Annotated in this window: 17 protein-coding genes; 12 read left to right on the forward strand and 5 right to left on the reverse strand. The window is 64.6% G+C overall.

Going from position 1 to position 23,578, the window contains the following annotated elements; translation table 11 throughout:
• Positions 1 to 12: 12 nt before the first annotated feature.
• Positions 13 to 1,188, reverse strand: coding sequence for a glycosyltransferase family 4 protein (locus AC0WRY_RS12940; protein WP_194407347.1), 1,176 nt, complete (start codon positions 1,186 to 1,188; stop codon positions 13 to 15).
• Positions 1,189 to 1,400: 212 nt separating this feature from the next.
• The gene (locus AC0WRY_RS12945; protein WP_491123185.1) at positions 1,401 to 2,747 is read right to left on the reverse strand and encodes a lipopolysaccharide biosynthesis protein; all 1,347 of its coding nucleotides are present in this window, start codon (positions 2,745 to 2,747) and stop codon (positions 1,401 to 1,403) included.
• Positions 2,748 to 3,203: 456 nt separating this feature from the next.
• Here AC0WRY_RS12945 and AC0WRY_RS12950 point away from each other — a divergent pair, with 456 nt between their 5' ends.
• Positions 3,204 to 4,403, forward strand: coding sequence for an FAD-dependent oxidoreductase (locus tag AC0WRY_RS12950; RefSeq protein WP_491123186.1), 1,200 nt, complete (start codon positions 3,204 to 3,206; stop codon positions 4,401 to 4,403).
• A gap of 28 nt (positions 4,404 to 4,431) precedes the next feature.
• Here the strand turns inward: AC0WRY_RS12950 and AC0WRY_RS12955 are convergent, their stop codons facing one another.
• Positions 4,432 to 5,568, reverse strand: coding sequence for a GNAT family N-acetyltransferase (locus AC0WRY_RS12955; protein WP_194407350.1), 1,137 nt, complete (start codon positions 5,566 to 5,568; stop codon positions 4,432 to 4,434).
• 208 nt (positions 5,569 to 5,776) lie between these two features.
• Between AC0WRY_RS12955 and AC0WRY_RS12960 the strand changes: the two genes are divergently transcribed.
• From AC0WRY_RS12960 to AC0WRY_RS13010, 11 genes are all read left to right on the forward strand, one after another.
• A complete protein-coding gene (locus tag AC0WRY_RS12960; RefSeq protein ID WP_194407351.1) occupies positions 5,777 to 6,769 on the forward strand; it encodes a Bug family tripartite tricarboxylate transporter substrate binding protein in 993 nt (330 codons plus the stop codon).
• Between the two features lie 227 nt (positions 6,770 to 6,996).
• Positions 6,997 to 9,258, forward strand: a complete 2,262-nt coding sequence (locus tag AC0WRY_RS12965; protein WP_491123187.1) for a TonB-dependent receptor — start codon at positions 6,997 to 6,999, stop codon at positions 9,256 to 9,258.
• A 203-nt stretch (positions 9,259 to 9,461) separates the two neighbouring features.
• Entirely contained in the window at positions 9,462 to 10,541 is a 1,080-nt protein-coding gene (locus tag AC0WRY_RS12970; RefSeq protein ID WP_194407353.1) for a HoxN/HupN/NixA family nickel/cobalt transporter, read from the forward strand.
• Positions 10,522 to 12,831, forward strand: a complete 2,310-nt coding sequence (locus AC0WRY_RS12975) for a TonB-dependent receptor (RefSeq protein ID WP_491123188.1) — start codon at positions 10,522 to 10,524, stop codon at positions 12,829 to 12,831. Before AC0WRY_RS12970 ends, AC0WRY_RS12975 begins: the two co-directional genes overlap by 20 nt.
• A 150-nt stretch (positions 12,832 to 12,981) precedes the next feature.
• A complete protein-coding gene (locus AC0WRY_RS12980) occupies positions 12,982 to 13,365 on the forward strand; it encodes a DUF3455 domain-containing protein (RefSeq protein ID WP_491123189.1) in 384 nt (127 codons plus the stop codon).
• 5 nt (positions 13,366 to 13,370) lie between these two features.
• Positions 13,371 to 13,484, forward strand: coding sequence for a DUF3455 domain-containing protein (locus AC0WRY_RS12985; protein ID WP_491123468.1), 114 nt, complete (start codon positions 13,371 to 13,373; stop codon positions 13,482 to 13,484).
• A 163-nt stretch (positions 13,485 to 13,647) separates the two neighbouring features.
• Positions 13,648 to 16,095: an autotransporter family protein gene (locus AC0WRY_RS12990; RefSeq protein WP_491123190.1), complete on the forward strand. Its 2,448-nt coding sequence runs from the start codon at positions 13,648 to 13,650 to the stop codon at positions 16,093 to 16,095.
• A gap of 364 nt (positions 16,096 to 16,459) precedes the next feature.
• The gene (locus AC0WRY_RS12995; RefSeq protein WP_491123191.1) at positions 16,460 to 17,596 is read left to right on the forward strand and encodes a helix-turn-helix transcriptional regulator; all 1,137 of its coding nucleotides are present in this window, start codon (positions 16,460 to 16,462) and stop codon (positions 17,594 to 17,596) included.
• 137 nt (positions 17,597 to 17,733) lie between these two features.
• A complete protein-coding gene (locus AC0WRY_RS13000) occupies positions 17,734 to 18,975 on the forward strand; it encodes an MFS transporter (protein WP_491123192.1) in 1,242 nt (413 codons plus the stop codon).
• A 251-nt stretch (positions 18,976 to 19,226) separates the two neighbouring features.
• On the forward strand, positions 19,227 to 20,009 hold the full coding sequence (locus AC0WRY_RS13005; RefSeq protein ID WP_371746339.1) for a Crp/Fnr family transcriptional regulator: 783 nt from the start codon (positions 19,227 to 19,229) through the stop codon (positions 20,007 to 20,009).
• A gap of 24 nt (positions 20,010 to 20,033) precedes the next feature.
• Entirely contained in the window at positions 20,034 to 20,417 is a 384-nt protein-coding gene (locus AC0WRY_RS13010) for a c-type cytochrome (RefSeq protein ID WP_491123193.1), read from the forward strand.
• Positions 20,418 to 20,452: 35 nt separating this feature from the next.
• Here AC0WRY_RS13010 and AC0WRY_RS13015 read toward each other — a convergent pair whose 3' ends face one another.
• Both AC0WRY_RS13015 and AC0WRY_RS13020 read right to left on the reverse strand, forming a co-directional pair.
• Complete coding sequence (locus tag AC0WRY_RS13015) at positions 20,453 to 21,442, reverse strand: FAD:protein FMN transferase (protein WP_491123194.1); 990 nt, start codon at positions 21,440 to 21,442, stop codon at positions 20,453 to 20,455.
• Between the two features lie 9 nt (positions 21,443 to 21,451).
• Complete coding sequence (locus tag AC0WRY_RS13020) at positions 21,452 to 23,530, reverse strand: 4Fe-4S binding protein (RefSeq protein WP_491123195.1); 2,079 nt, start codon at positions 23,528 to 23,530, stop codon at positions 21,452 to 21,454.
• Positions 23,531 to 23,578: the final 48 nt, after the last annotated feature.

Consider the following 23,578-nt stretch of genomic DNA (forward strand, 5'->3'; position numbering starts at 1 on the left):
CCAATCGTCCGGTCAAATGACCTGGTCGAGAATTCGAACGTATTCCTCCACCATGGCATCTACCGAATAGCGCAACCTCAGGCCTTTGGCGTTTTGTCGCAGCTCGTCGCTCAAATGCTGGTCCGTCAGCAGCGTCGAGACGGCTGCCGAGAGCTTCGCATGATCGGAGGCATCGACGAAGAGCGCGGTCGGTCTGCCTTCGTAGGATAGCACTTCGCGCAGGACGGGAAGATCGGTCACGACGGAGGGAACACCGGCATTCGCGGCCTCGACCGCAGCCAGGCCGAAAGTCTCGGCCTGCGTCGGGAACACGAACACGTCCAGGCAGGCGAGAAACTCCGCCATCCGGCTCGGGGGAATTTCTCCGAGCAGATGCAGCCTGTCCGACACCTTCAATTCGTCAGCCAGCCGCCTCAGCCGCGTCTGGTCGGCGCCCTGGCCGGCGAGCGCGAGATGCCAGGACGGTTGATCCGGCAGCAGACGTATCGCCATGTCGAGCCGCTTGTGCGGATGCAGCCGCGCTGCGCAGCCGAGCAGGACGCGATCGGTCGGCAGATCGAATTTCTGCCGGGCCGCGTCCTTCGACAGCGTGAGCGCCTTGTCGTCGAAGCCGTGCGGCACATGCACCATGCGCGAACGGTAGGCCGCGGGGTAGCGCGAATATTCGCGCTCCATGTCCTTCGAATTGAGCGTGATGCGGTCGAAGAAGCCGAGGCTGCCCATGACGATGTCGGCGGTGCGGACCGGCCGGCTCATCGCGAGCGCAGATGAAACCTGATTGGCGACGACAGGTGCTCGGCTGACGAGGCGCGCGATGCCGGCGCCGATGACGTTGCCGAAATGCTGGAACGTCAGAACGGCGTCGGGCCTGACCGTCCTGATATGACGGGCGAGCGTCCACAGCATCCGCAGCAGCGCCAATGGATTGCCCGGCCGGCTCGGCGCGCAATAGAGCGTATCGGGCGGCTCATCGAAGGACTCCGATTTGCGGAAGAAGAAGAGATTGGTGACGCGGTAGCCGCGCGCGGTCAGCCCGGCGCCGAGCAGCCTGGAGATCTCCTGCGCGCCGGCGTTCTCGGCCTGGGTTTGCGCGAGAAGCACGTGCAGCTTTCGTCCGCTGCCGTTCGACTGCGCTGGTGCTGCCGCGGTCGTCTCGCCCAATTCCTTGTTTGGCTGATAGTGCAGCACGGATCCCGACCCGCTAGAGAAACGAAATCTTCACCTTCTTAACTCCGTACCTATCATGCGGGCACCGCGTGGACACCGACTAGAAACAAACGGAGTTAATGCAAGGCCCTGCCATCGCCATCGTTGGCGCAGCCATTTCACGGGTTCCAGAACACTGCGCAGCAAGCCTGTTAACCAATCGATCTTGCACGCCGCCGGCGCGTGAACCCGACCTACTCACCGGAGTCGGCGCCGCGGACCGCATAATTGCCGCGCTTGAATGCGCTGAAGCGCAGAAGCACGAGAATTGAAGGATCCACTCCCGTCCGGCGGCGACAGAGCACGTTCAGGGCAATGGTCGCGAGCGCCAGCGAAACCGTGGCGGAAATCGCAGCACCAAGCACACCGAGCCAGGGGATGAGAACGAGAAATCCCGCAAGGCGTAGCGCGACGTTGGCCGCAACGACGGGAACGTAGATTCGTTCATGGCCGGTCAGCTGCAGGATCGCAGCCGACGGGCCGCCTGCAGCCTGGATGGCCGTTCCGATGGCGAGGACGATCAGGACCGAATGCTGTTCGGTGAAATGAGGTCCGAACAGGTTGAGGAGATAGGGGCCGCCGATCCAGATCGTGGCGAGCCCGGCGGCCACGCAAAGCGCGGTCACTTCCGCCATCAACCGCAAGGTTCGCTCGAACTCCCGATGATTCTTGCTGAAATACAGCGAGGGAAGCCGGCGCGCGCCGAATGTGTACAGCGCCGCGGACACCATGGCGAAGATGTTGGCGAGGCGCGAGGCGGCGAAGTAGATACCGGCCGTCGCCGGATCCAGCATCCAGTAGACCAGGATGACGTCGAAATACTGGTTTGCGACCTCGAGGATGGACGCGAGCCAGAAGTGCAGGGCGCTCGATCGCCAGCGGGATGTTTCGGAGCCCGCCGCCGTGCCGCGCAAATTCGGCAGAACGCGCGCAATCGAAATGATCTGCGCAGCCAGCCCGACCGACATGGCAATCGTCATCACCGCGATCAGCTCGGCGGGATCGAGCTGCCGATGACCGACCAGCATGACGAGCAGGAACAGGACGACGATGACCCGCCAGAAGAACTCGCGATTACCTTCGCCCATGAGAATGCTGACCAGCGAGCGTGCGATCTGGCTGCCAAGCATCACGCCGGCGTTCACGGCCGTGTACGCGGACACTGCGAGGATCAGCACCCACCAGTCGCCTCTCATGTTGGCCGCGATGGCAATCCCCGCGATCACGATCAGCATGGCGATCGAGGTGATCTTGAAGCTGGACAGCAGGACGCCTTTGGTGAGATCCGGCCTGTCGCCGACCTGATACTCGTTCAGGAAGCGCACCAGCAAGGATTCCTGGCCGACCAGTCCCACGACGGCGGCGATCTGGGCAACCGAAAGCCAGGTCGCAAAGATGCCGAAGCCATCTGGCGACATCGTTCGTGCCGCCAGCGAGAACAACGCAAACGCGAGCGCGCCGCTGCCAACCTTGAGGAGGATGGTCCCGACGACACCGCGCGTGACGTCACGCCGCAGAAGCTGGAGGATGGATTCGATCATGGAAGTTTAGGGAGCTGCTTTCTCCTGAAGACGGCGCCGGCGACAAGCTAGCATGCCGAAAAAACACGAGTGTTAATGGGCGACATGCAGGATCCTGCCGTCGGCGACGATATCGCGGTGACGTCGGTTGCTTCACTGTGGAACATCGTCGTTCCCGTTGTCCCAAATCAAGCAAGGCCGGCTCGGACCGTCTGACGGCGTATCGCCGCAACGATGGCCGAGAAGGCCGAGATCAGCGGTCGGATGGCGAAGGGCTCGCGGGATCGGCCGCCAGGCTGCCAGAAACCGCAATTGACGGGGAATTCCCAGCAAGAGGTGTGCCGGATTGTTGTCAGGATAAGCGGCCCTCCCGCCCGTTAACCTCGATATCGAGAAATGATCGCGTTTGGCCGCGTGATGCGACATCAGGCCGGAGAATTGCACGTGCGACTTTGGTTGACCGTTGGAGCCCAGATCATGACGGCGGACAAAACCGTGAACGAGCCGATCGCTGCGGACATCGCGATCGTCGGCGGCGGCCTTGCGGGATCGCTCGCGGCGGCCGTGCTGGCGCGGGCAGGGCATCGCATCGTCCTGATCGACAAGCGGGCGGTCTATCCGGACGAATTCCGGGTCGAAAAGATCGGCGGCCATCAATTGGCGATGCTGCGCAAGCTGGGCTTTCTCGATGCGCTCGAGAGTGTCGCCAGTCGATATGATCAGGTGCTCAATATCCGGGAAGGCAAGGTGGTCGACGTCAGTGTCGGTCGGGCCTACGGGTTTCCCTATGCCGATCTCGTGGCGATGGCGCGCAGCCAGATGCCCGATCCGTCCAGCCTGATCGTCGACGAGGTCGCCGCGATCAACTGCGGCGACGACGTCCAGCATCTCGAACTGGCCTCCGGACGGCACGTGACCGCGCGCCTCGTCGTTCTCGCCACGGGCATGGCGGGAGCGCTCGGCTACAAGCTCGGCATCAAGCGGCGCGTGCTGGCCGAGCGCCACTCGGTCTCGTTCGGCTTTACGATTGCCCGCCAGGACGGCCGCCCATTCGATTTCGAGGCGCTGACCTGCTATGGCGAGCGCACGGCGGATGGCATCGACTATCTCAGCCTGTTTCCCGTCCGCTCCGGGATGCGGGCCAATCTCTTCATGTTCCGCGACCCGACCGACCCGATCATGCGCGAGCTGCGTCGCGAGCCGGAGGCGACCGTTTTGCGCCTGCTGCCGGGCTTGCGGCTCTATCTCGGCGATTTCCGCGTCATCGACCGGGTCCAGAACTGGGTGATGGACCTGACCGTCGTCGAAGGACATCTGCAGCCCGGAATCGTGCTGATCGGCGATGCGTTCCAGACCAATTGCCCCGCCGCCGGCACCGGTGTCGCGCGCCTCTTGGTGGACGTCGATCGTCTCTGCACTGAATATGCGCCGGGATGGCTCGCGACATCAGGCATGGGCCAGGAAAAGATTGCGCAATTCTATTCCGATCGCGACAAGATCGCGGCGGATCAGCAGTCCCTGAAAATGGCGCGCTTCCGCCAGGCGCTGACGTCCCGCGACGATATCGGCTGGGACGTCCGGCGCCGCTTGCACTTCCTGCGGCGCAGCCTGGCGCACCGTGTCGATCAGATGCATCCGGGCTGGATCGGCCGCGTTCGCGGCGCGCTGCGCGCCTGAGGCCTGCGCTTCTTTCGCCTGCTGTCGGTCAACGCGTCGGCGTCGGCGTGCGGGCGGGCAGGAGCCGCAAATCCGATAGCCGCTTGGCCGCGAGCTTGAGCCAGGGCGCCTGGTTCAGCGCGAACAGGGCGACGGCGCCCATTGCGCTGCCGGCCTGCGTGACCGCCCACATCGGCGACGGCTGTCCGCCGAACAATTTCTTGTAGGGCTCGTCTCCAATGGTGAAATCGAGCATCTGATCGCCGCGCTCGATACAATCGCGTGCCACCTGCTCGAACATCAGCGCGCCCAGGGACTGGCTCTTGTATCCGGCGATGTCGAAGGCGCTCATGATGATGAGGAAGCTGTCGCGATGGCATAGTCCGAGCACGGCCGCAATCACTTCGCCGTCCATCTTCATGGCGTAGAGGCGCACGAAGCCGCCGAGACCACGCAGGGCCACGTCGGAGTAGAAGCCGAAATATTCGGGACGCTGCAGCAGGTCGCCGTCGCCCTGCGCCTGAAAGCGCGGGCCGCGAAACTTCTTCATCACCTCCAGTGCCTCGAGCACGGAAGCGTTGTCGTCGCAGCAAGCAAAGCTCAGCGCGCCCTTCTTCTGGAGCTGGCGAGATTTCTTTGCGAGCTCCTTCTGATAGGAGCGGTCGATCGCGCTGGCACGCCATTGCTCGAACGGCGCGACGAGAACCGTCGCGTAGGCATTGGTCTCCATCGAGACGCGGCGGGAGGCCCCGAGGAGATTTTCGATCGGAAGCCGCCCGTCGGGCAGCTTGGTCATGCGAAGCAGATCGAACGGACGAACGAGGCGCCTGATCTCCGCGCATGCATCGGCGTCGTCGAGCAGCCGCGCAAACACGTCCGGGCTGCAGACCGGGGCCAGATAGTCGGAGACACGCAGGTCGGCGAACTCGACGGTTCGGATCGGACCGCGTCGTAGCCGGAGCAGGGGCAGCACCATCGCAAGCGTTCCCGTCGTGCGGTCACGGACGACGACGACCAGAGGTGTTGCTCCGGCATTCGCAGCAAGCCGGGCATAAAGGCTGTGCAGCCAGATTGGATGCTGGAACGCGGTCGCCGCCGAGCGATCGAACAGCTCGGCGTAGTCCTCGGACAAAAAGTCGAACGACTGCTCGATGACAATGTCGAAATCGTTGCTGGGCTTGTTCATGTGCAATCAGGGAAACCGGACAATTCGCGACGATCGATCGAGCCGTAGCTGGGCTTTATAGCAGGCTCGTTACGGGCTAGACACCAGCGGCCTGGGATTTGCATTAATGTGTTCAACCGCGTTCGTATCGTTACCAAACCCTTAATCCACCGATCGCGATCTCCTCGATCATGCAAGATGGTCCCGTACGGTCCAGAACACGTCGACGATGTCCCTCTCACGACGAGAATTGCTCAATACGGCGACACAGATCGCGACGCTGGCCGCCTGGCCCGGCGCCGCAGCCGCTGACGATTACCCCTCGCGGCCCATCAGGCTGGTCATTCCCTATACGGCCGGCGCCGCGGGCGATCAGATCGGCCGTCCCTGGGCCGACAGGATTGCTCCGCTGCTGGGGCCGGTCTATGTCGAGAATATCGGCGGCGCCGGCGGCGCGATCGGATCAGCCGCGGTGGCGCAGAGCGCGCCGGACGGCTATTCGCTGCTGCTCGGCAACGGCAGCACGCAAGTGATGATTCCGTTGTCCTCGGCGCAGCCGGCCTATGACGGGATTCGTGATTTCCGTGCCATCTACCGCCTGATCACCAGCACGCTCGCATTCTCGGTTCATCCTGCCTTGCCGGTCAAGGATCTGCGGGAGCTGATCATCTTTGCCAGGGCCAATCCGGGCAAGCTGTCCTATGGCACTCCGGGCGTCGGCACCGGCAATCACCTCGTCGGGGAGATGTTGAGGATGCAGTCCGGCCTCGCAGCGGATTTCATCCACGTCCCCTATCGCGGCATGGGGCCTGCGACCAACGACCTGGTGAGCGGCCAGATATCTTCGGTGATCGCGGTGGTCTCCAGCCAGATCCTGCAATTGCACTTTGCTGGCAAGCTGCGGCTGATCGCCGTGACGAGCGATCGGCGGTTGAACGGCGCGCCTGATATTCCGACGGTGATCGAGCAGGGCATGCCGGACCTCAGATATGCCGGCTGGTTTGGCTTGTTCGCTCCAAAAGCAACGCCGGATACGATCGTGGAGCGGATCGCTGCGGCGACGCGCACGGCGATGGCCGATCCAAAATTGCAGGAAAGCTATCGCTCACAGGGGCTGGAGCCGGACGTCGATTCAGGTCCCGACAGGTTTCAGCGCCTGGTCGAAGACGAGCTGGCTCGCCTTGCTCCCATCGTCAAGGCGATCGGGCTGAAGCGCGACTGAGATCACGCTCCAAAACTTAGCGCGGCATTTGCAAGTGACGTGCTGTCGCAGATCCAAGCGCGCTGCGTCATTCTGCGCGACTGAGAAGCGTCCTTTGGAATCGTTCCAGATGCGCTGTCCACTGCAGTCATTGATGATCGAGACATTCTAAGTCGTCGCGCACGCATTTTCGTTGCCGTCATCACGGCGCCTTTCTAGAGAGGGCTATCGATGAGGGGCTTTCTGGAATGCGGCGTGCGGGTGGAGTTGAGACGGTAGCGCGCTTCGGCGTGGCGCTGCTGGGTGGAGTAGCGTTGCTCACGTGGTTTGAATTGCCTGCTCGATCCCAGACATCGCAAGGCGGCAGCTCCTCCCTTCCACCGGTAACTGTCGAAGCCCCGGTCAAACAATCGGCCCGCCGCGCGCCGACCAGGCGAAACAACGCTCCGGTCCGATCGACGTCGCGGCGCGCTCCGCAAGCCCCAACGGTCGCAGTGCCATCGCAGCCCGGTGTCGTTCCCGCCTTCGCCGGCGGTCAGGTCGCGCAAGGCGCGCGGCTGGGACTGCTCGGAAACACCGGCACCATGAAGTCGCCATTCAGCGTGACGAGCTACACCGACAAGTTCATTCGGGATCAGCAGGCGGCGACGGGTGCGGATGCCCTCATCCTCGATCCGTCCGTGCGAAGCTCTCATCCCACGGGCGGCGTGGTGGACTCCTTCAACATTCGCGGGTTTCCGGTCAACGAAGGCAACAACGGTGAGTTCGCCTTCGAGGGTCTTTACGGAATTGCGCCGACCTATCGCATCTTCACGGACTACGTCGAGCGCATCGAGGTGCTGAAAGGTCCTTCCGCTGCGCTCTCCGGCATGGCGCCCAATGGCGGGGTTGGCGGCGTCATCAATGTCGTGCCCAAGCGCGCGGACGAGGACTTGACCCGCTTGACCGCAAGCTACGGCTCGACGGCCCGCTTCGGCGGGCACTGGGATGTTGCGCGTCGTTATGGCGACGGCAAGGAGTGGGGCGTACGCGCCAGCGGGAGCCTCCGCGACGGTGATACGCCCATCAACCGCCAATCCGAGACGACAGGTGTCGGATCACTCGCCCTCGACTATCGAGGGGAACGGTTCAGGTCCTGGCTCTATCTGATCGCGCAGACCGACCGGTTCGATGCGCCGTCGCGGCCCTTTCTGATTCCTTCCGGCCTGCAGGTGCCGAAGGCGCCGGATGGCCGGTTGAACGTGACCCAGCCCTGGGAATGGTCGCGCATCAACGATCAATCGGCCCTGCTGCGGACCGAGTACGACGTCAGCGACCAGGTCACGCTGTTTGCGGATGTCGGCGGCTCCAGGACGAATGTCGAGCGGTTCTTCGGTCTTCCAACCATTGTCAGCGGGAGCGGCAATACGACCTCGACGCCTCAGTACTTCGGCCTGAGTATCGATCGAACCACCTATGATGGCGGCCTTCGCGCCCGCTTTGATACCGGCTTCGTCCATCATGCTCTCGCATTCCAGGCCTCGGTCTATCATGATGCGCTGTACCGGCGGCTGACCAATGGCACTCTGGTCTCGTCGAACATCTACAATCCCACCGTCGCGCCAACCCAGTTCGCCAATGAGATCAGCGACCGGCCCCGGCTCTCTGACAGCCAGCTCACGGGGCTTTCGATTGCCGACACCATGTCCGTGCTCGACGAGCGCATCCTGTTGACCCTGGGTGTCCGGCGCCAGGGCATCGAGACGAACAACTATGCCTCCAATGTCGGCACGCTGGCGTCGTCCTATGACAGGAGCGCCGTTACGCCGGTGGTCGGCCTCGTCGTCAAGCCCGTGGAGAATGTCTCCCTGTACGCGAACTATGTCGAAGGCCTCGCGCGTGGCGACGTGGCGCCGCAGACCGCGTCCAATTTCGGCGAGGTGCTGCAGCCCTACGTCGCCAAGCAGTACGAAGCCGGCATCAAGGTGGATTTCGGCCGGATCGCAGCAACCTTCAGCGCCTTCGAGATTTCGAAGGCGAGCGGCGAGCTGTCCGCCGGTCGCTTCGCGGCGACCGCCGAACAGCGAGTCCGTGGGCTCGAGTTCAACGTCTACGGCGAGCTCATGCAGGGCGTCCGCGTCCTCGGAGGCATCTCGTTGCTGGACGGTACCCTGACGAAGACCGCGGTCGCGACGAATGTCGGCAACACGCCGATCGGTGTTCCGAACGTCCAGGCCAATATCGGCGCGGAATGGGATCTGCCGTGGATGCGAGACCTCACGTTGAACGGAGCCGTCATCTACACGGGCAGGCAGTTCGTCGACTCCGCGAACAAGCAGCCGATTCCGGAGTGGACGCGGCTCGATCTCGGCGCCCGCTACACAACGGCGATCAACGGCAGGAAGACGGTGTTCCGCGCCAACATCCAGAACGTGACCGGTGAGAGCTACTGGTCGAGCGTGGCCTCGTTCGGTACGTTCTTTCTGGGAGCGCCGCGCACCTATCTGCTGTCGATGACCGTGGACATGTGATCGTCGCGCACGCGCTTGCGTCAAACGCAGGCCAGCATTCCGTTCCGGCGCCGTGACGCGCCGGACTGAAAAAGCCTCCATGGAATCAACGGGGTGACTTCCGCCGCTGCCTGCTTTTCGGCCCGCCTGCCGAAAAATGGCGCGGCCCTTGCTCTTGCCAGTATGAGGGGTCTTGATAAACCTCATACTGCGGGATCGGGTGGATGGAGCAGGCTTTGAGGCGGACTTTGCGGGCGATCGAACCGGGCACGCTGGTGCTGTTCGGAGGGCTGATCGCCGTCAACATCGCCGCCTGGGCCTGGGCCTTCGCGCTGTTCGGCGACCGGCCGACGGTGCTGGCGACGGCGCTGCTGGCCTGGGTGTTCGGCCTGCGCCACGCCGTCGACGCCGACCACATCGCCGCCATCGACAACGTCGTGCGCAAGTTGATGCAGACGGGCGGCGCGCCGCAGAGCGTCGGCCTGTATTTTGCGCTCGGTCATTCCACCGTGGTGGTGGTTGCGACCATATTGCTCGCGCTCGGCGTGGTGAGCCTTGGTGGCGACAGCCTGCTCAAGGAGATCGGCGGTCTCATCGGCACGTCGGTGTCGGCGCTGTTCCTGCTGGTGATCGCAGCCATCAATCTCGTCATCTTCATCGGCCTGTGGCGGACGTTTCGCGCGGCGCGGGGGCAGGGCGTTCACGACGCCGAAGGGCTCGAGACGCTGCTCGCCAATCGCGGTTTCCTCGCGCGGCTGCTCGGGCCGCTGTTCCGGCTGGTCACAAAACCCTGGCACATGTATCCGCTCGGCTTCCTGTTCGGGCTCGGCTTCGACACGGCAACCGAGATCGGCCTGCTCAGCATCTCCGCCACCGAAGCCGCGCGCGGGGCGTCGATGGCGGATGTCCTGGTCTTCCCGGCGCTGTTCGCCGCGGGCATGGCGCTGGTCGACACCGCCGATTCCGCGCTGATGGTGAGCGCCTATCGATGGGCGTTCGTCGATCCCTTGCGCAAGCTCTGGTACAACCTCACGATCACCGGCGCCTCCGTGGCGGTGGCGCTGTTCATCGGCGGCATCGAGGCGCTCGGCTTGGCCGCGGACCGGCTCGGCCTGTCCGGGGGCCTGTGGACGTTGGTCGACGGCCTCAACGAGTCGCTCGCCAATGTCGGCTTCGCCGTGATCGCGCTGTTTGCGATCGCCTGGCTGGTCTCGGTCCTACTCTATCGTCGCATCTTCGAGGGCGGTCGGCAGCAGGCCGCAACGAAAGCTCTGGACTGCGCCGATGCGACCGAAGCGGCGTGAGCCCTGTCGTGGCGGCGCGCTGACGGTACTCTCGGCCGTGGTGCTGCTCGCGGATGACGGCCGCGCCTTCGCGCAGAGCAGCAACGCCTCACGAGAGCTGCCGCCGATCGAGGTCGGTGGCGGCCAAGATTTGGCGCGCAGGAAGCCGGTCGCACCCCGCCGCACCGCCAAGCCGCCTTCGGCGGGCCACCGCATCTTCGTCGATCCAGCGGCGGCGCAGACCCCCGATGGGCGCAGCGTTGCCTCCGGTGCAAAGAGCCAGCCTGGCATGGCCAGCGAGATCACAATCGCTGGTGAAGAGCTCAACGCCCGCCCTTTCACGCGGCCGGGCGAAGCGCTCGAAGCCGTGCCGGGCCTGATGGTGACGCAGCATTCCGGCGAGGGCAAAGCCAACCAGTATTTCTTGCGCGGCTATAATCTCGACCATGGCACCGACCTTGCGATCACCGTCGACGGCGTCCCCGTCAACATGCGGACCCACGCGCACGGCCAAGGCTATGCCGATCTCAACTGGCTGATTCCGGAAACCATCGCCGCCGTGGATGTGCGCAAGGGGCCGTACTTCGCCGATGAAGGCGATTTCGCCTCGGTCGGCAGTGTCCATGTCGGCCTGATCGACCGCACCAAGGGATTGGCACAGGTGAGTGTGGGCAGCTTCGGTTATCGCCGCCTGCTCGGCATGGATTCCGCGAATCTCGGGGACGGCGCGCTTCTCGTGGCCGGCGAGATCGGCGGCTATAACGGGCCGTGGGACAATCCGGACAATGTGCGCAAGCTCAGCGGCCTCGTTCGCTACAGCCAAGGCACCGCGACCGACGGCGTCGCCGTCACCGGCATGGCTTACACCAATGCATGGAATTCGACCGATCAGGTGCCGCAGCGCGCGATCTCGGCCGGCTTCCTCAACCGCTTCGGCTCGGAAGATCCGAGCGACGGCGGCAACACCAACCGTTTTGCGCTTTCGGGCCGCATCGCGCAGAGCGACGATCTCGGCTCCTGGAAAGCCAACGCCTATGTGGTGAAGAGCCAACTCGATCTCTTCAACAACTTCACCTATTTCCTCAGCGATCCCGTGCTCGGCGATCAGTTTCGTCAGCATGACGATCGCCTGATGCTGGGTGCCAACGTCTCGCGCACGCTGAACGGCTCGCTTGCCGGTCTGCCGATGCAAACGACCTTCGGCCTGCAATCGCGCTATGATGCGATCGACCTCGCGCTCAGCAACACCTTCCGGCGCGGCTTCCTTGCCGACATCCGCAGTGACAAGGCCGGTGAGGGCAGCGTCGGCGTCTACGCCGAGAATGCCGTGCGCTGGACCGATTGGCTGCGGACCAGCGTCGGCTGGCGCGGCGACTATTATGCCGCCGACGTCACCTCGCGGTTCAATGCCAACAATTCCGGCCGCGCGGACGCGGCGCTCGGCAGCCCGAAATTCAGGATGGTGGTCGGCCCGTTCCATCAGACCGAATTCTTCCTCGGTGCCGGCTACGGCATGCACTCCAACGACGCCCGCGGCGCGACCACGACGGAAGACCCCAGCGATCCCGCAACGAGGCTGACACCATCGCCACTCCTGGTGCGGACCAAGGGAGCAGAGGTTGGTGTGCGCAGCAGGATCGTTCCCGGCCTCGACACCTCGCTCAGCCTCTTCATTCTGGATCAGGATTCCGAGATCCTGTTCTCCGGCGATGCCGGCGACACCGCGGCGACCCGCGCCAGCCGCCGCTACGGCTTTGAATGGACCAACCACTACCGGCCCCGGTCATGGATCGATGTCGACGTCGATCTCGCCATGACCCATGCGCGCTTCCGTGGCTATGACAGCGAGCAGGCGGAGGTCTACGCCTCGCTCGCCGGTTATCCCGAGGCGCAGATCGGCAATGCACCCGGCAACTCCGTTCCGAACGCGCCTGCGATGGTGGCGTCGGCCGGCGTCACGCTGGGAGAGAAAACCGGCTGGTTCGGCGCCTTGCGCTGGCGCTATCTGGCGTCGAGTCCTCTGACGGAGGACAACGCATTCCGCTCCGCCGCGACCAGCATCTTCAACGGCCGCCTCGGCTATCGCATCGACAATGGCTGGCGTCTTCAGCTCGATGTGCTCAACCTGTTCAACACGAAGGCCAGCCAGATCACCTATGCCTACGGGTCGCTGCTCAAGACCGACACGCTCTATAACCTCTGCACATCGGGCGCCGCGCCAATGTCGGTCTGCCAGAATGGCGTGATGGATTACGTGCTGCATCCCGTGGAGCCATTGACGTTCCGCCTCACCATCGCCGGGGCGTTCTAGGTTTTTGGGGAGCGCGGGTCGATTGACTTGCCGATTGACAGCGTCCGTCATCCCGGGATTGCCGGCGCTGGCCTCCTAGGTTTGCAGGAGGCAGATCTCGCGCGCGACTGCTACCTGAACGGTCGGCTGAACGCCAGGCAGGAGACAGGCATGCAGAGCGTCGTCCCGACATTGTCGCTGATCCTCACGGTCGTCACGTTCGGCGGCGGAGCGACGAAGTCCGTGATTCCGAAGGAGATCGCCGCCGACGGAACGGTTGTCGCGAGCCTGCTGGCCGAGGGCGCGCAGACCTACGACTGCAAGGCCGGCAGCGACGGCAAGCTGATCTGGACATTCCGCGAGCCGATCGCGACGTTGATTTCGGACGGCACCACGGTCGGTCGTCACTATGCGGGCCCGGTCTGGGAGAACGTGGACGGCAGCGCGATCACCGGCAAGGTCGTCGCGAGCGTTCCGGGCGCCACGCCGAATGACATCGCCTGGCTCAAGCTCAGCGTCGTCAGCACGCGCGCGAGGGCGTGTTTTCGAAAGTGACGACCGTGCAGCGGATCGACACCCATGGTGGTGCCGTGCAAGGCCCCTGCGAAGCAACCGGCACCTCGCTCGTCGCCCCATACTCCGCCACTTACGTCTTCGTGCGCGAGAGAAGCTGAATCGGCCACGGTCGCAATGCGACCAGCGACGTGGCGAAAATATCTCACCACGCGAGAATGGAGGGATCGCGGGCAGCAGTCTCCTAGGTTTGCAGGACGCGGACGTCGTGCGCGACCGGTACGTGAATGGGCAACACGGAATCGAGTCACTCTGGAGCTGGAAATGCCGCGTTTGGTCCAACCTCATGATCTGCTGCGCCGCCGCCTTGTCCGCCTGCTGCCCCTGATCGCGATAGTCGCCTCTACGGACCGCGCCGCCGCAGCCTGCGACCCGGTCTCGCCGGTCGACCATGCGATCGCCACCTGTACCGGCGTGACGAATAACCAGAACGGGACTGTCGGCTATGGGTCCGCCACCGATACCGGCAACACCATCAACATCGTGTCAGGCGCTTCCGTGACGGGAGTTCTCGCTGGTCTGCAATTCCAGGACATTGTCAGGTTGGATAACTCCGGCACCATCTCGGTGCTGGACCCGAGCGGTGCCGCAATCGAAGCCAATGCGTTCGTCGACGTGACCAACGGGGCCGATGGGGTCATCACCGGCGGCTTCTTTGGAATCAAGGCAGGCAACACTGGCACCGCGATCATACACAACTTCGGTCGCATATCGAGTTTGGTCGGAATTCAGGCCGGAAACGTCAGCGTCGATAATGCGGGCGCCATCGCTGGAGGTAGCATCGGTGCCGGCATTGCCGCCGTCGCCGCCACGGTCAACAACACGGCGGATGGAACCATCTCTGGCGGTATCGGCGTTCTCGCCGAGACCGTCACCCTCTCCAACGCGGGGAGGATCTCAGCTCAACAGGATGGAATTATCGGTGGCGTCGTCAACGTCGCCAACACAGGCACCATCGCCGGCGTGCTGACTGCGATTGGCGCTTCGACCAGCGCAACCGTCCACAACAGCGGCCTCATCTCGGGCGGCGAATTCGGACTTGCCGTCTTCAACGGTGCTGGCGTCCCAACCGGGAGGCTCGACGTCACGAATTCCGGGACCATCGAGTCCGGTGACATCACACTCTCGGCAAACGATGTCAGCGTGAGCACGTCAGGAACCATATCGGGGAGAAACCGGGCGATCAGCGCAATCAATGTCGACCTATTCAATTCGGGCACGATGTCGAGCGGCGAAGCGGTCATTTCAGGCGCCAATGCAAGGATCGTGAATACCGGGTCAATCCTGGGAGGCCAGTGGGGCATAGCGGCGGGAACGCTGAACCTCGCCAATTCCGGCACGATCTCGGGCAATATCGGCGTCGAGGCGGGCAATCCGGCCAACGGCACGAGCATCGACAATTCCGGCACCGTCATCGGCACCGGCGGCACAGCCATCAAGTTGAGCTCGGCCGCCGACACGCTGACGCTGCGGCCGGGCTCGCACATCGTCGGCGTGGTCGACATGGGGCTTGGCGATGACGTCGTCAACGTCCTCGTCGCCGCGCCCAAGACACGGGTCTCGTCGCTGACAGCGGTGGAGCTGCCGTCCTTCGTCAACTTCACCGGTGTGCTCAACACCAGCTTTTCCAACGCCAACAGTAATTTAGCGGTCGCGACCGGAACAACGCTCGCCACGCTCGATCCGACCGCGCTGGCGCTCGCTGATCGCGCGTTGATGGATTTCACCGGCGGCGTGTCGTCGCTGGTGCAGGGCCGTCTCGGCGGCGTGCAGCCATCTGCGAACGGCGCGATGATGGCGATGGCCTATGCGCCTGACAGCAGCCATGCCGGCGGCTTCGTCAAGGCGCCCGGCGCCGGCGGCTGGAGCGATGCGGCGCCGATCACGGTGTGGGCCAACAGTTTCGGCGGCCGGCGCACCCAGGACGAGACGGCGGCCACGCTGCGCGCCACCAACACGGCCTGGAGCGCCGCGGTCGGCCTTGACCGAAGGATACGGCCGGACTGGCTGGTCGGCGCCTTCCTGGGCGGCGGCTCGGGAGCGCTGTCGGTCGATCTCGGCTCGCAGCGCGTCGACACGGATTATGTATTCGCGGGCGTCTACAGCCGCTTCGAATGGGCCGCGCAGTTCTTCGATTTCACCGTGCAGGGCGGCGGCTCCTCCAACAGGTCCAGCCGGCTGGTGCTGAACAACGGCGCCGTGGAGACGGCGCGGGCGACGTATGACGGCTGGTACATCAGTCCGGAACTCGCCTATGGCCGGCGCTATCAGATCGGCGACGGCTACCTGCTGACGCCGACGGCGCGCGTGCGCTACGTCGCGGGCTTCTTCGACGGCTATGCTGAAGCGGGCTCGGCCCAGGGCCTGGCGGTCGGCAGCCGCACGCTGCAGAACTTCGAGGAGCGCGGCGAGCTCGAACTGTCGCGTACCATGAGCTTCTTTGGCGGCGGCCACACCCTGAAGACCAGCGTGCACGGCGGCGTCATCGCGCAGCAGCGTGTCGGCGGCACGACGCTCAACACGGTGCTGATCGGGCAGGGCCTGTCGTTCGTAACACCCGGCCAGGCCAACACGGTGGGCGCGGTGTTCGGCGCCGGCTTCGATTATCGCACGGCCAGGGGCGTCACGCTGTTCGGCGCCGTGGAAGGCGCCGCCATGTCGGACCAGAGCCGGATCGGCACGGCAAGGGGTGGCCTTCGCGTGTCGTTCTGAAACGGTTCCGTCATCGCCCAGAGGGGCGGCGGTGACGCCCTCCAGGCGTTCGACGAAGCGCCGCGCGATGAGCCCTCACATCTGCTTGAGCGCGAGGTGCACGGCTGCGACCTCCTAGGTTTGCAGGAGGCGGAGTGGCTCCGGCGGTGATAGTTGCGGAGACCGTCGCTCGTTGACGGCCTGCTCGCGGCCTCCTCGCGACGGTCATCCTCCGAACGGAGGATGACTGAGCGCCTGCGCCAAGTGAGTGTGAGCGGGCGGTTTGACATGAAAGAAGCGGACGATGATCGGGTTGGAAGGCTCCAAAGATGCGCCGGCTCCCCTGAAACGTGCGCGAAACCTGCGATCGGTCCAGACATTGTCCGTGCCAGTCAATTCCGGTGATCCGCGAGAGTTCGGCGATCTGATCGGCATCGTCTACGACGCCGCGATCGATCCTTCCCGGTGGGAGGAGGCCATCGCAAGAACCGCCCGGTTTGTCGGCGGCACCGGCGGCGGGCTGTTCTGCAAGGATGTCGGCGTCCAGCACGCGACCATCCCCCATAGCTTCGGATTTCAAAGGCCGCTGCCGGTGGAGCTGTTTCGCGAGATCTATCCGGCTGCCGCTGCGCATTTTCAAGGTGACCTCGAGGAGCCGGTTGCGACCGCAGATATGATCCCGCTCGATGAGCTCACCCGGACCGGCTTCTATCGTCAGTGGGCCGAACCTCAGGGCCTGGTCGACTTTCTCAGCGCAGTCGTCGACAGAACCACGATCAGCGCGGCGATATTCGGCGTCTTTCGTCATCAGGCACACGGCATCGCCGACGAGCATGCGCGGCGGCAGATGAAGCTGATCGCGCCGCATATCCGGCGTTCGGTATTGATCGGCAGGATGTTCGAGTTCAGGGCGGCGGAAGTCGCGACGTTCGTCGATACGCTCGACGGGCTCGATGCCGGCATGTTTCTGGTCGATATGGCGGGGCGCCTTATTCACGCGAATGCTGCCGGCAACGCGATTCTCGCCACATGCGCAGTTCTGAACTCCGTCGGCGGGCGGCTCGTTGCGCGTGACACGCAGGTCGACCGGGCCTTGCGAGAGGTCTTCGCGGGCGCAGGACAGGGCGACGCCGCGCTCGGGACCAGGGGCATCGCCATGCCGCTGACGGACAGCGACGGCGAACGCTATGTTGCCCATGCGCTGCCCCTGACATCAGGTGCGCGCCGGCGCGCCGGCATCGTCTCTACCGCCGTCGCCGCTCTGTTCGTTCGTAAGGCCTCGCTTGCGATGCCCTTCGCGTCGCAGACGATCGGCAACGCCTTCAAGCTGACGCCGACAGAGCTCCGCGTTCTGCTTGCGGTCGTCGAGATCGGTGGGGTCCCGGAGATCGCCAACGCGTTCGGCGTTGCCGACACGACGATCAGGACGCATGTCAGCAGCCTGTTCGAAAAGACCGGCGCGGCGCGGCAGGCCGATCTCGTCAGGCTCGTGGCGGAGTATGCAACCCCGCTGGCGGGTTGAAGGCCTCTCCCGCCGAAATCCTCGTACATTCCTAGGACGACACGCCCGCAAGCGACGGCTCAGAATTGCCCGCGTCCGGTCGGCGCTGCTGACGGTCAGGCCGGCAATCCTGCATGTCATACAGCGAGGGCACAGCAATGAGCAGCGACGTCGTCACGGGCAAGGCTGCTGCCGAAAAGCCCGAGCAACGGACTGGGATCGCTGCAAGAGCAGTGATCTGTGCCTTTGCGGCGATGGGGCTCCTGTCGACCAATATCTTCCTCCCCTCCCTGCCGGCGATCGCGGTCGATCTCGGCGTGTCCAGCGCGGCCGTGACGTCGAGCATAACAGTGTTTCTGGTCGTCTTCGCCGGAGGGCAGCTCATCGTCGGTCCGTTGTCGGACAGGCTCGGGCGAAAGGGTCCGATCGTTGTCGGGCTCTGCATCTTCGTGCTCGGGACGGCATGGTGCGCGTTGGCGGGGGATTTCCTGAACCTGCTGGTCGGCCGATCGGTTCAGGCGGCCGGAGTCTGCGCTGTTGCCGTCTTGTCGCGTGCGATCGCCCGGGACCTGTTCGACGGCCAGGCGCTGACCAGGGTGATGGCGTCGATCACGATCGCCACCGCGGCGGCCCCGGGTTTTTCACCGCTCCTCGGCGGCGCGATCGATCTTCTCCTCGGCTGGCGCTTTGCGTTCGTCCTTGTCGCGGCCATCGCCGTCGGCGCAGGAGCGGCGTATGTGACCTTCGTCGGGGAAACCCTGGAGGTGGTCGGCGGCCCGCGCCATCCGCTCGAGATCATCCGCTGCTATCTCGGCTTGCTTCGAGACCCAGGCTTCAGCGTGCCCGCAAGGACCGCAGGCCTTCTCATGGCCGGCTTGTACGCAGTCCTGTCGAGCGCGCCGCGGGTGCTTCTCGAGGGATTCGGTCTGTCGCCGATCGCTCTCGGCTGGTTGTTTGCGGGCGTCGTCTTCATCGTGTTCGGCGCCGGCCTGCTGGCACCAAGGCTGTCGGCCCGGTTCAGCCGCCAAGCTGCGACGTCGGCCGGTCTTGCTCTGGCCGCCGTTGCAGCGGTTGCGCTGCTGGGGCTGATACTGGTCGACGAGGTCGCGCTGGGTTCATTTCTGATGATCGTTCCGGTTTTCCTATTCGGGGTCGGCATTGCGAGCCCGCTTTCGAGCGCAGCGGCCCTGTCGCCATTCGGCGACAGGGCCGGCCAGGCGGCGGCGTTATTCGGCTGTTCGCAAATGGCGGGCGCAGCTTGTGGTGCCTCGCTTGCGGCAGTCCTCTCCAGCGATCCGGTTCAAGGACTTACGGTCGTTCTTGCGGCGACATCTGTTGTCGCACTGCTGCTGCATGTCTTTTCGAGGACGTCGCGGCGGCTCATCGGCGATCATGCATAGCGTGCCGGACCTCGTTTCTCCTGTGTGGGACTTCAGGACCCGACGCTGCGAACGCGCCGGAGTTTGCGCTTCCACAAAGAGCTTTGGAGGAAAATAGGTCGATTGTCGCATCGCGGCTGTTCCGACGCGCCGACCGTTCTCTTGATGGAGCGCCGGGCGAGACGACCCTTCGGTGAATTGATCCAGCTCAAAATACGACGCGATGGATGATCAATAGTCAGGCAGCAAGATCAAGCATCAGGGATGAGACGATGATGGCGCCCACTCCGGTTGATCTTGAGATCGCCGCGGAAATACCCGTCTTCAGCGGGCTCGAACCGCAAGAGCTCGCGGTCTTGCTGGGGCCCGCCAACATCTTCAACCTCCGTCCGGGTCATACGCTGTTTCGCCAGGGCGAGCCGGCCCAGGCCTTCTTTGTCGTCATGGATGGCTGGATCAAGCTGTACCGGGTCACCCCCGCCGGCGACGAGGCCGTCCTCAACGTACTTACCAGGGGTGAGAGCTTGGCCGAGGCGGTCACATTCACGGCCGGCCGCTATCCAGCTACCGCCAGCGCCGTCACTGCGGCCCGTGTGATGGTCATTCCGGCCGACCACGTCATCGCCTGCATTCGCCAGATGCCTGACGTCGCGATCGCGATGATCGCGTCGACGTCGCAACATCTGCATCGAATGGTTCAGCAGATCGAGCAATTGATGGCGCAGAGCGCCACGCAGAGGGTGGCCGAGTTTCTCGCCTCGCTCGCGCCGCGTACCAGGGGGCCATGCACCATCACGCTGCCATACGACAAATCGCTGATCGCCGGCAGGCTCGGCCTGAAGCCGGAGTCGCTCTCGCGGGTGTTTGCCAAGCTGCGCATGGTGGGTGTCGATGTGCGCGCCTCGAACGTGGTGGTGCGCGACATGGCGCAGCTCTGCAAGCTCGTGGCCTGCGACCGGATCAGCGCGCGCTGCCCCGTGAAGCCGAGGATGATGTGCCCCGAGCTGTCCGCCCCACGCGCGATGCGGCCCGAGGCGAAATCCGTGCCGGCGTGAACCACTCAAACAGGAGACGACGAAATGAGGCGTGTTTTGATCGCAGTTGCAGTCGCTGCGGCTTCGGGCAGTGCTGCTTACGCGCAGGATGTGACGGCGGGCGCCACCGCGTTCAAGAAATGCGCCAGTTGTCACGACGTCGGCGCGACCGCGAAGAACAAGGTCGGCCCTGTGCTCAATGGTCTCGACGGCCGCAAATCGGGATCGATTGCCGGCTACAATTATTCCGACGCGAACAAGAGTTCCGGCATCACCTGGGATGAGGCGAGCTTCCTCGATTATATCAAGGATCCCAAGGCCAAGGTGCCCAACACCAAGATGGCGTTCGCCGGCATCAAGAACGAGGCCGAAGCCAAGAATCTCTGGGCGTTTCTCAAGCAATACGACGCCGACGGCAAGACGAAGTAATCCAAGACCAACTGGAGACCGGCGCGCATCGTCGCTCAGCCGACGATGCCGTCGTGTTGGCCGACGGCCCAGGTTGAGTGATGCCCGGCCGGATCGGTGGCCCAGATCGCGGTGCCGCTCAACCGTGGCAGCAAGGTCTCGATCTCCTCCGCGGACGCGATGGAAAGCGCCGTCGACAACGCGTCGGCCATTGCGGCCGAGCAATGGTGCACGGTGATGGTGCGCCAATGCGCGGCGCTGCGGCCGCTGCGCGGATCGAACAGATGATGCGCCGTGCCTTCGGCACCGAGCACGCAGCCCGAGGCTTCGGAGGTGGCGAGGGCGCCTTCCGCCAGATGCAGCGGATCGGCGCCGCCGCGCGCGATCAGCCATGGCGATCCGTCGCGCTGAGGGGCAAGCGCCCGCATCTCGCCGAGATCGACCAGGATGTTGCTGAACCCCTTGGCCGCCAGCAGCTCCGCCACGCGGTCGGTGACGTAACCCTGGCCGAGACCATTGAGCGTCAGGCGCTGGTTTTCGCCCAAACGAATTGAATCCGTTTCGAGCCGGACGCGCCGCCAGTCCACCGCCCGCCGCGCGTCGGCAAGGACGGCTTGCGGCGGCAGGGCGGTGTGGGTCTTGTCCGCGAACCAATCGACATGGGCTTCCCATAGCGCCTGCACGGTCGGATCGAACAGGCCGCCCGTGACATCCGCGATCTCCAGCGCCAGCGCCACGGCGCGACGCAGATCGCCGCCCGGCTCGGCGAGCGCGCCGGCACGATTGAGCCTGCACAGCTCCGATCCGGATTGGAACAGGCTCAGCGCTTTTTCCAGGCGATCGATCTCTGCCTCGACCAGCGCGGCGATGCCCTTTGCACTCTCCGGCTCGATGTCGCTGAACAGGATCCGCGCATCCGCGCCCATGGCGGTGCCCCGCCATTCGAAATCGGCTCGGGCCGGACGGGCAGGACCCGCGATGGCGACTGCGGCGGCCGATGCGAGGATCGTGATGGCGCGACGTCGTGTCGGATGATCAGGGAGCATCGTGTCTCCTCATGACGGCGGGGAAGGGGCTTGCGGCAATGGTTGGCGCCGCTGTGCGCGCTTCTTCAGATGCAGGCAGACGTCCTGGTCGAAATAATTGGCCTGGCACTTCAGGCAGTAGATGCATTCGTTGGGGTTGATCTGGCCGAGCGGATGAATTGCCTGCACGGTGCAGCGCCGTGCGCAGACGTGACATTCCGAACCGCATTCCCGGTAGCGCTTGAGCCATTCGAACATCCGCATCCGCGCCGGGATCGCCAGCGCCGCGCCGAGCGGGCAAAGATAGCGGCAGTAGAAGCGCTCGACGAACAAGCCAGCCAGCAGCAGCAATCCGGCGTAAACGCCGAACGGCCACTCCCGCAGGAACTTCATGGTGATCGCCGTCTTGAACGGCTCGACCTCGGCGAGCTGGAAGGCCGTCAGGATCGAACGCAGCGAGATCGCGAGGATGGCGACGAACAGAACATATTTGATCATCCACAGCCGCTCGTGCAGCCCGAACGGGATCTCGATCTGCTTGATGCCGAGCCGGCGCGCGAGCTGATTGGTGAGCTCCTGCAATGTGCCGAACGGGCAAAGCCAGCCGCAGAATACGCCGCGGCCCCAGAACAGCATGCTGAATGCGACGAAGCTCCAGAGCAGGAACACCAGGGGATCGAGCAGGAACAGCTCCCAGCGGAAGCCGGAGAGCAGGGCGTGGATGAAGGTCAGGACGTTGACGACCGAGAGCTGCGCGTTGGCGATGAAGCCGAGGAACACCAGTGTCGTGAGCAGATAGAAGGTCCGGAGCCGGTAGTAAAACACGCCATGTGCCGTCACCGCGTCCTGGAAGATCAGGATGCCGGCGAGCACGGTCAGCATCGCGCCGAGCACGCCGATCTCGTAGCGTCGCGCCCACCAGATCTCCTGCCACACCGTCTGGACCGGAGCGGGCGCGGCCGTCGTCGATGCCGCGGGCGGCTCGCTAGGTGCGGCGATCAAATAGCGATCGGGAATGCGATAATCGAGCGAGACCAGGGTGGCGCCGCTCGCTGCGGCGCCGGCGCCGAGATCGACGTCGAGCCGGAACGGCTTGGTCGCATCGAAGCCGCTCGCCTGCGGAATGCGGAACACCGCGATCTCACGCAGCTCCGGCGCGCCGGCGGCGTGCAGCGACTCCACCGCCGTGTGATCGGCCGGCTTGAGACGCAGGGTCCGCGAACCCTGGACGATCTCGATCCGGGTGAAGGTCCCGGATTGGCGCCATTCCGTGCCCTTGAACGAATAGAGCCCGGATGCGCCGATCAGGAGCAGGTCGTCATCGGGGCCGATCTTCGCCGTCTCGCTTTCGTAAGTCCGCTGGCCGAGCAGGCTCTCGCCGATCGGCGGCGGCGTGGCGAGCGCCATCCAGAGATCGATGAAGGCCTTGTCGGGTTCATTGTCCCGCGTCCCGAGCAGCTTTGCCGCTTCGCCGCGGCTCACGAGCCGTCGCTGCACCGCGCCTTCGGCGAGCAGTGAGGACCAGGATAGCCGGCGCAGGGTCTCTCGGTCGAGCCGCGCAGCCCGCTCCGGCGCATTGGTGCGGCTGCGCAGCACGGCGCGTGCCGAGCGCACGATCGCATCGCGGATCACGGTGCTCGTGATGGTCGCGCCGGCGACGGCGTGCGGGCCGCGCGCGGACTCGCCGGCGGGTTTGAGCGTGGTGCCGCCGCGCACGTCGAAGCCGCGGAAATTGGCGACATAGGCCGCGAGCGCATCGCGGGGAATCCCGATCACGAGGATCGGTTCTTCATGCGCGACGATCTCCGCGCCGGCAACGATGCCATCGGGCGTCACGGCCGCGACGATGTCGAGCGGCCGGCCTGCGTAGCCGACGGAGCCGGAGACATCGAGGCTTGAAAAGGCGTAGCCGAGCAAGCGCCCGTCCGCGGCACGTACGATCGCCGCCGGCGGCTTGCCGTCGGCACGATCGATCACGACGGGCTCGGAGAAGAACTTCGCGGCGACGCTGAGATCGGCTGCGTTTGCAGCGCACACCATCGACGCGAGCGCCGCCAGCGCGGACAGGACATGCCGTGCGGCGGCGGAGATGATTCCAGGCGATCGCATGCTGGGATCAGGCAGCGTTGTTGGCCGCGCGCATTGAGGTGGATCAAT

This window comes from Bradyrhizobium sp. T-12 (assembly GCF_058314695.1).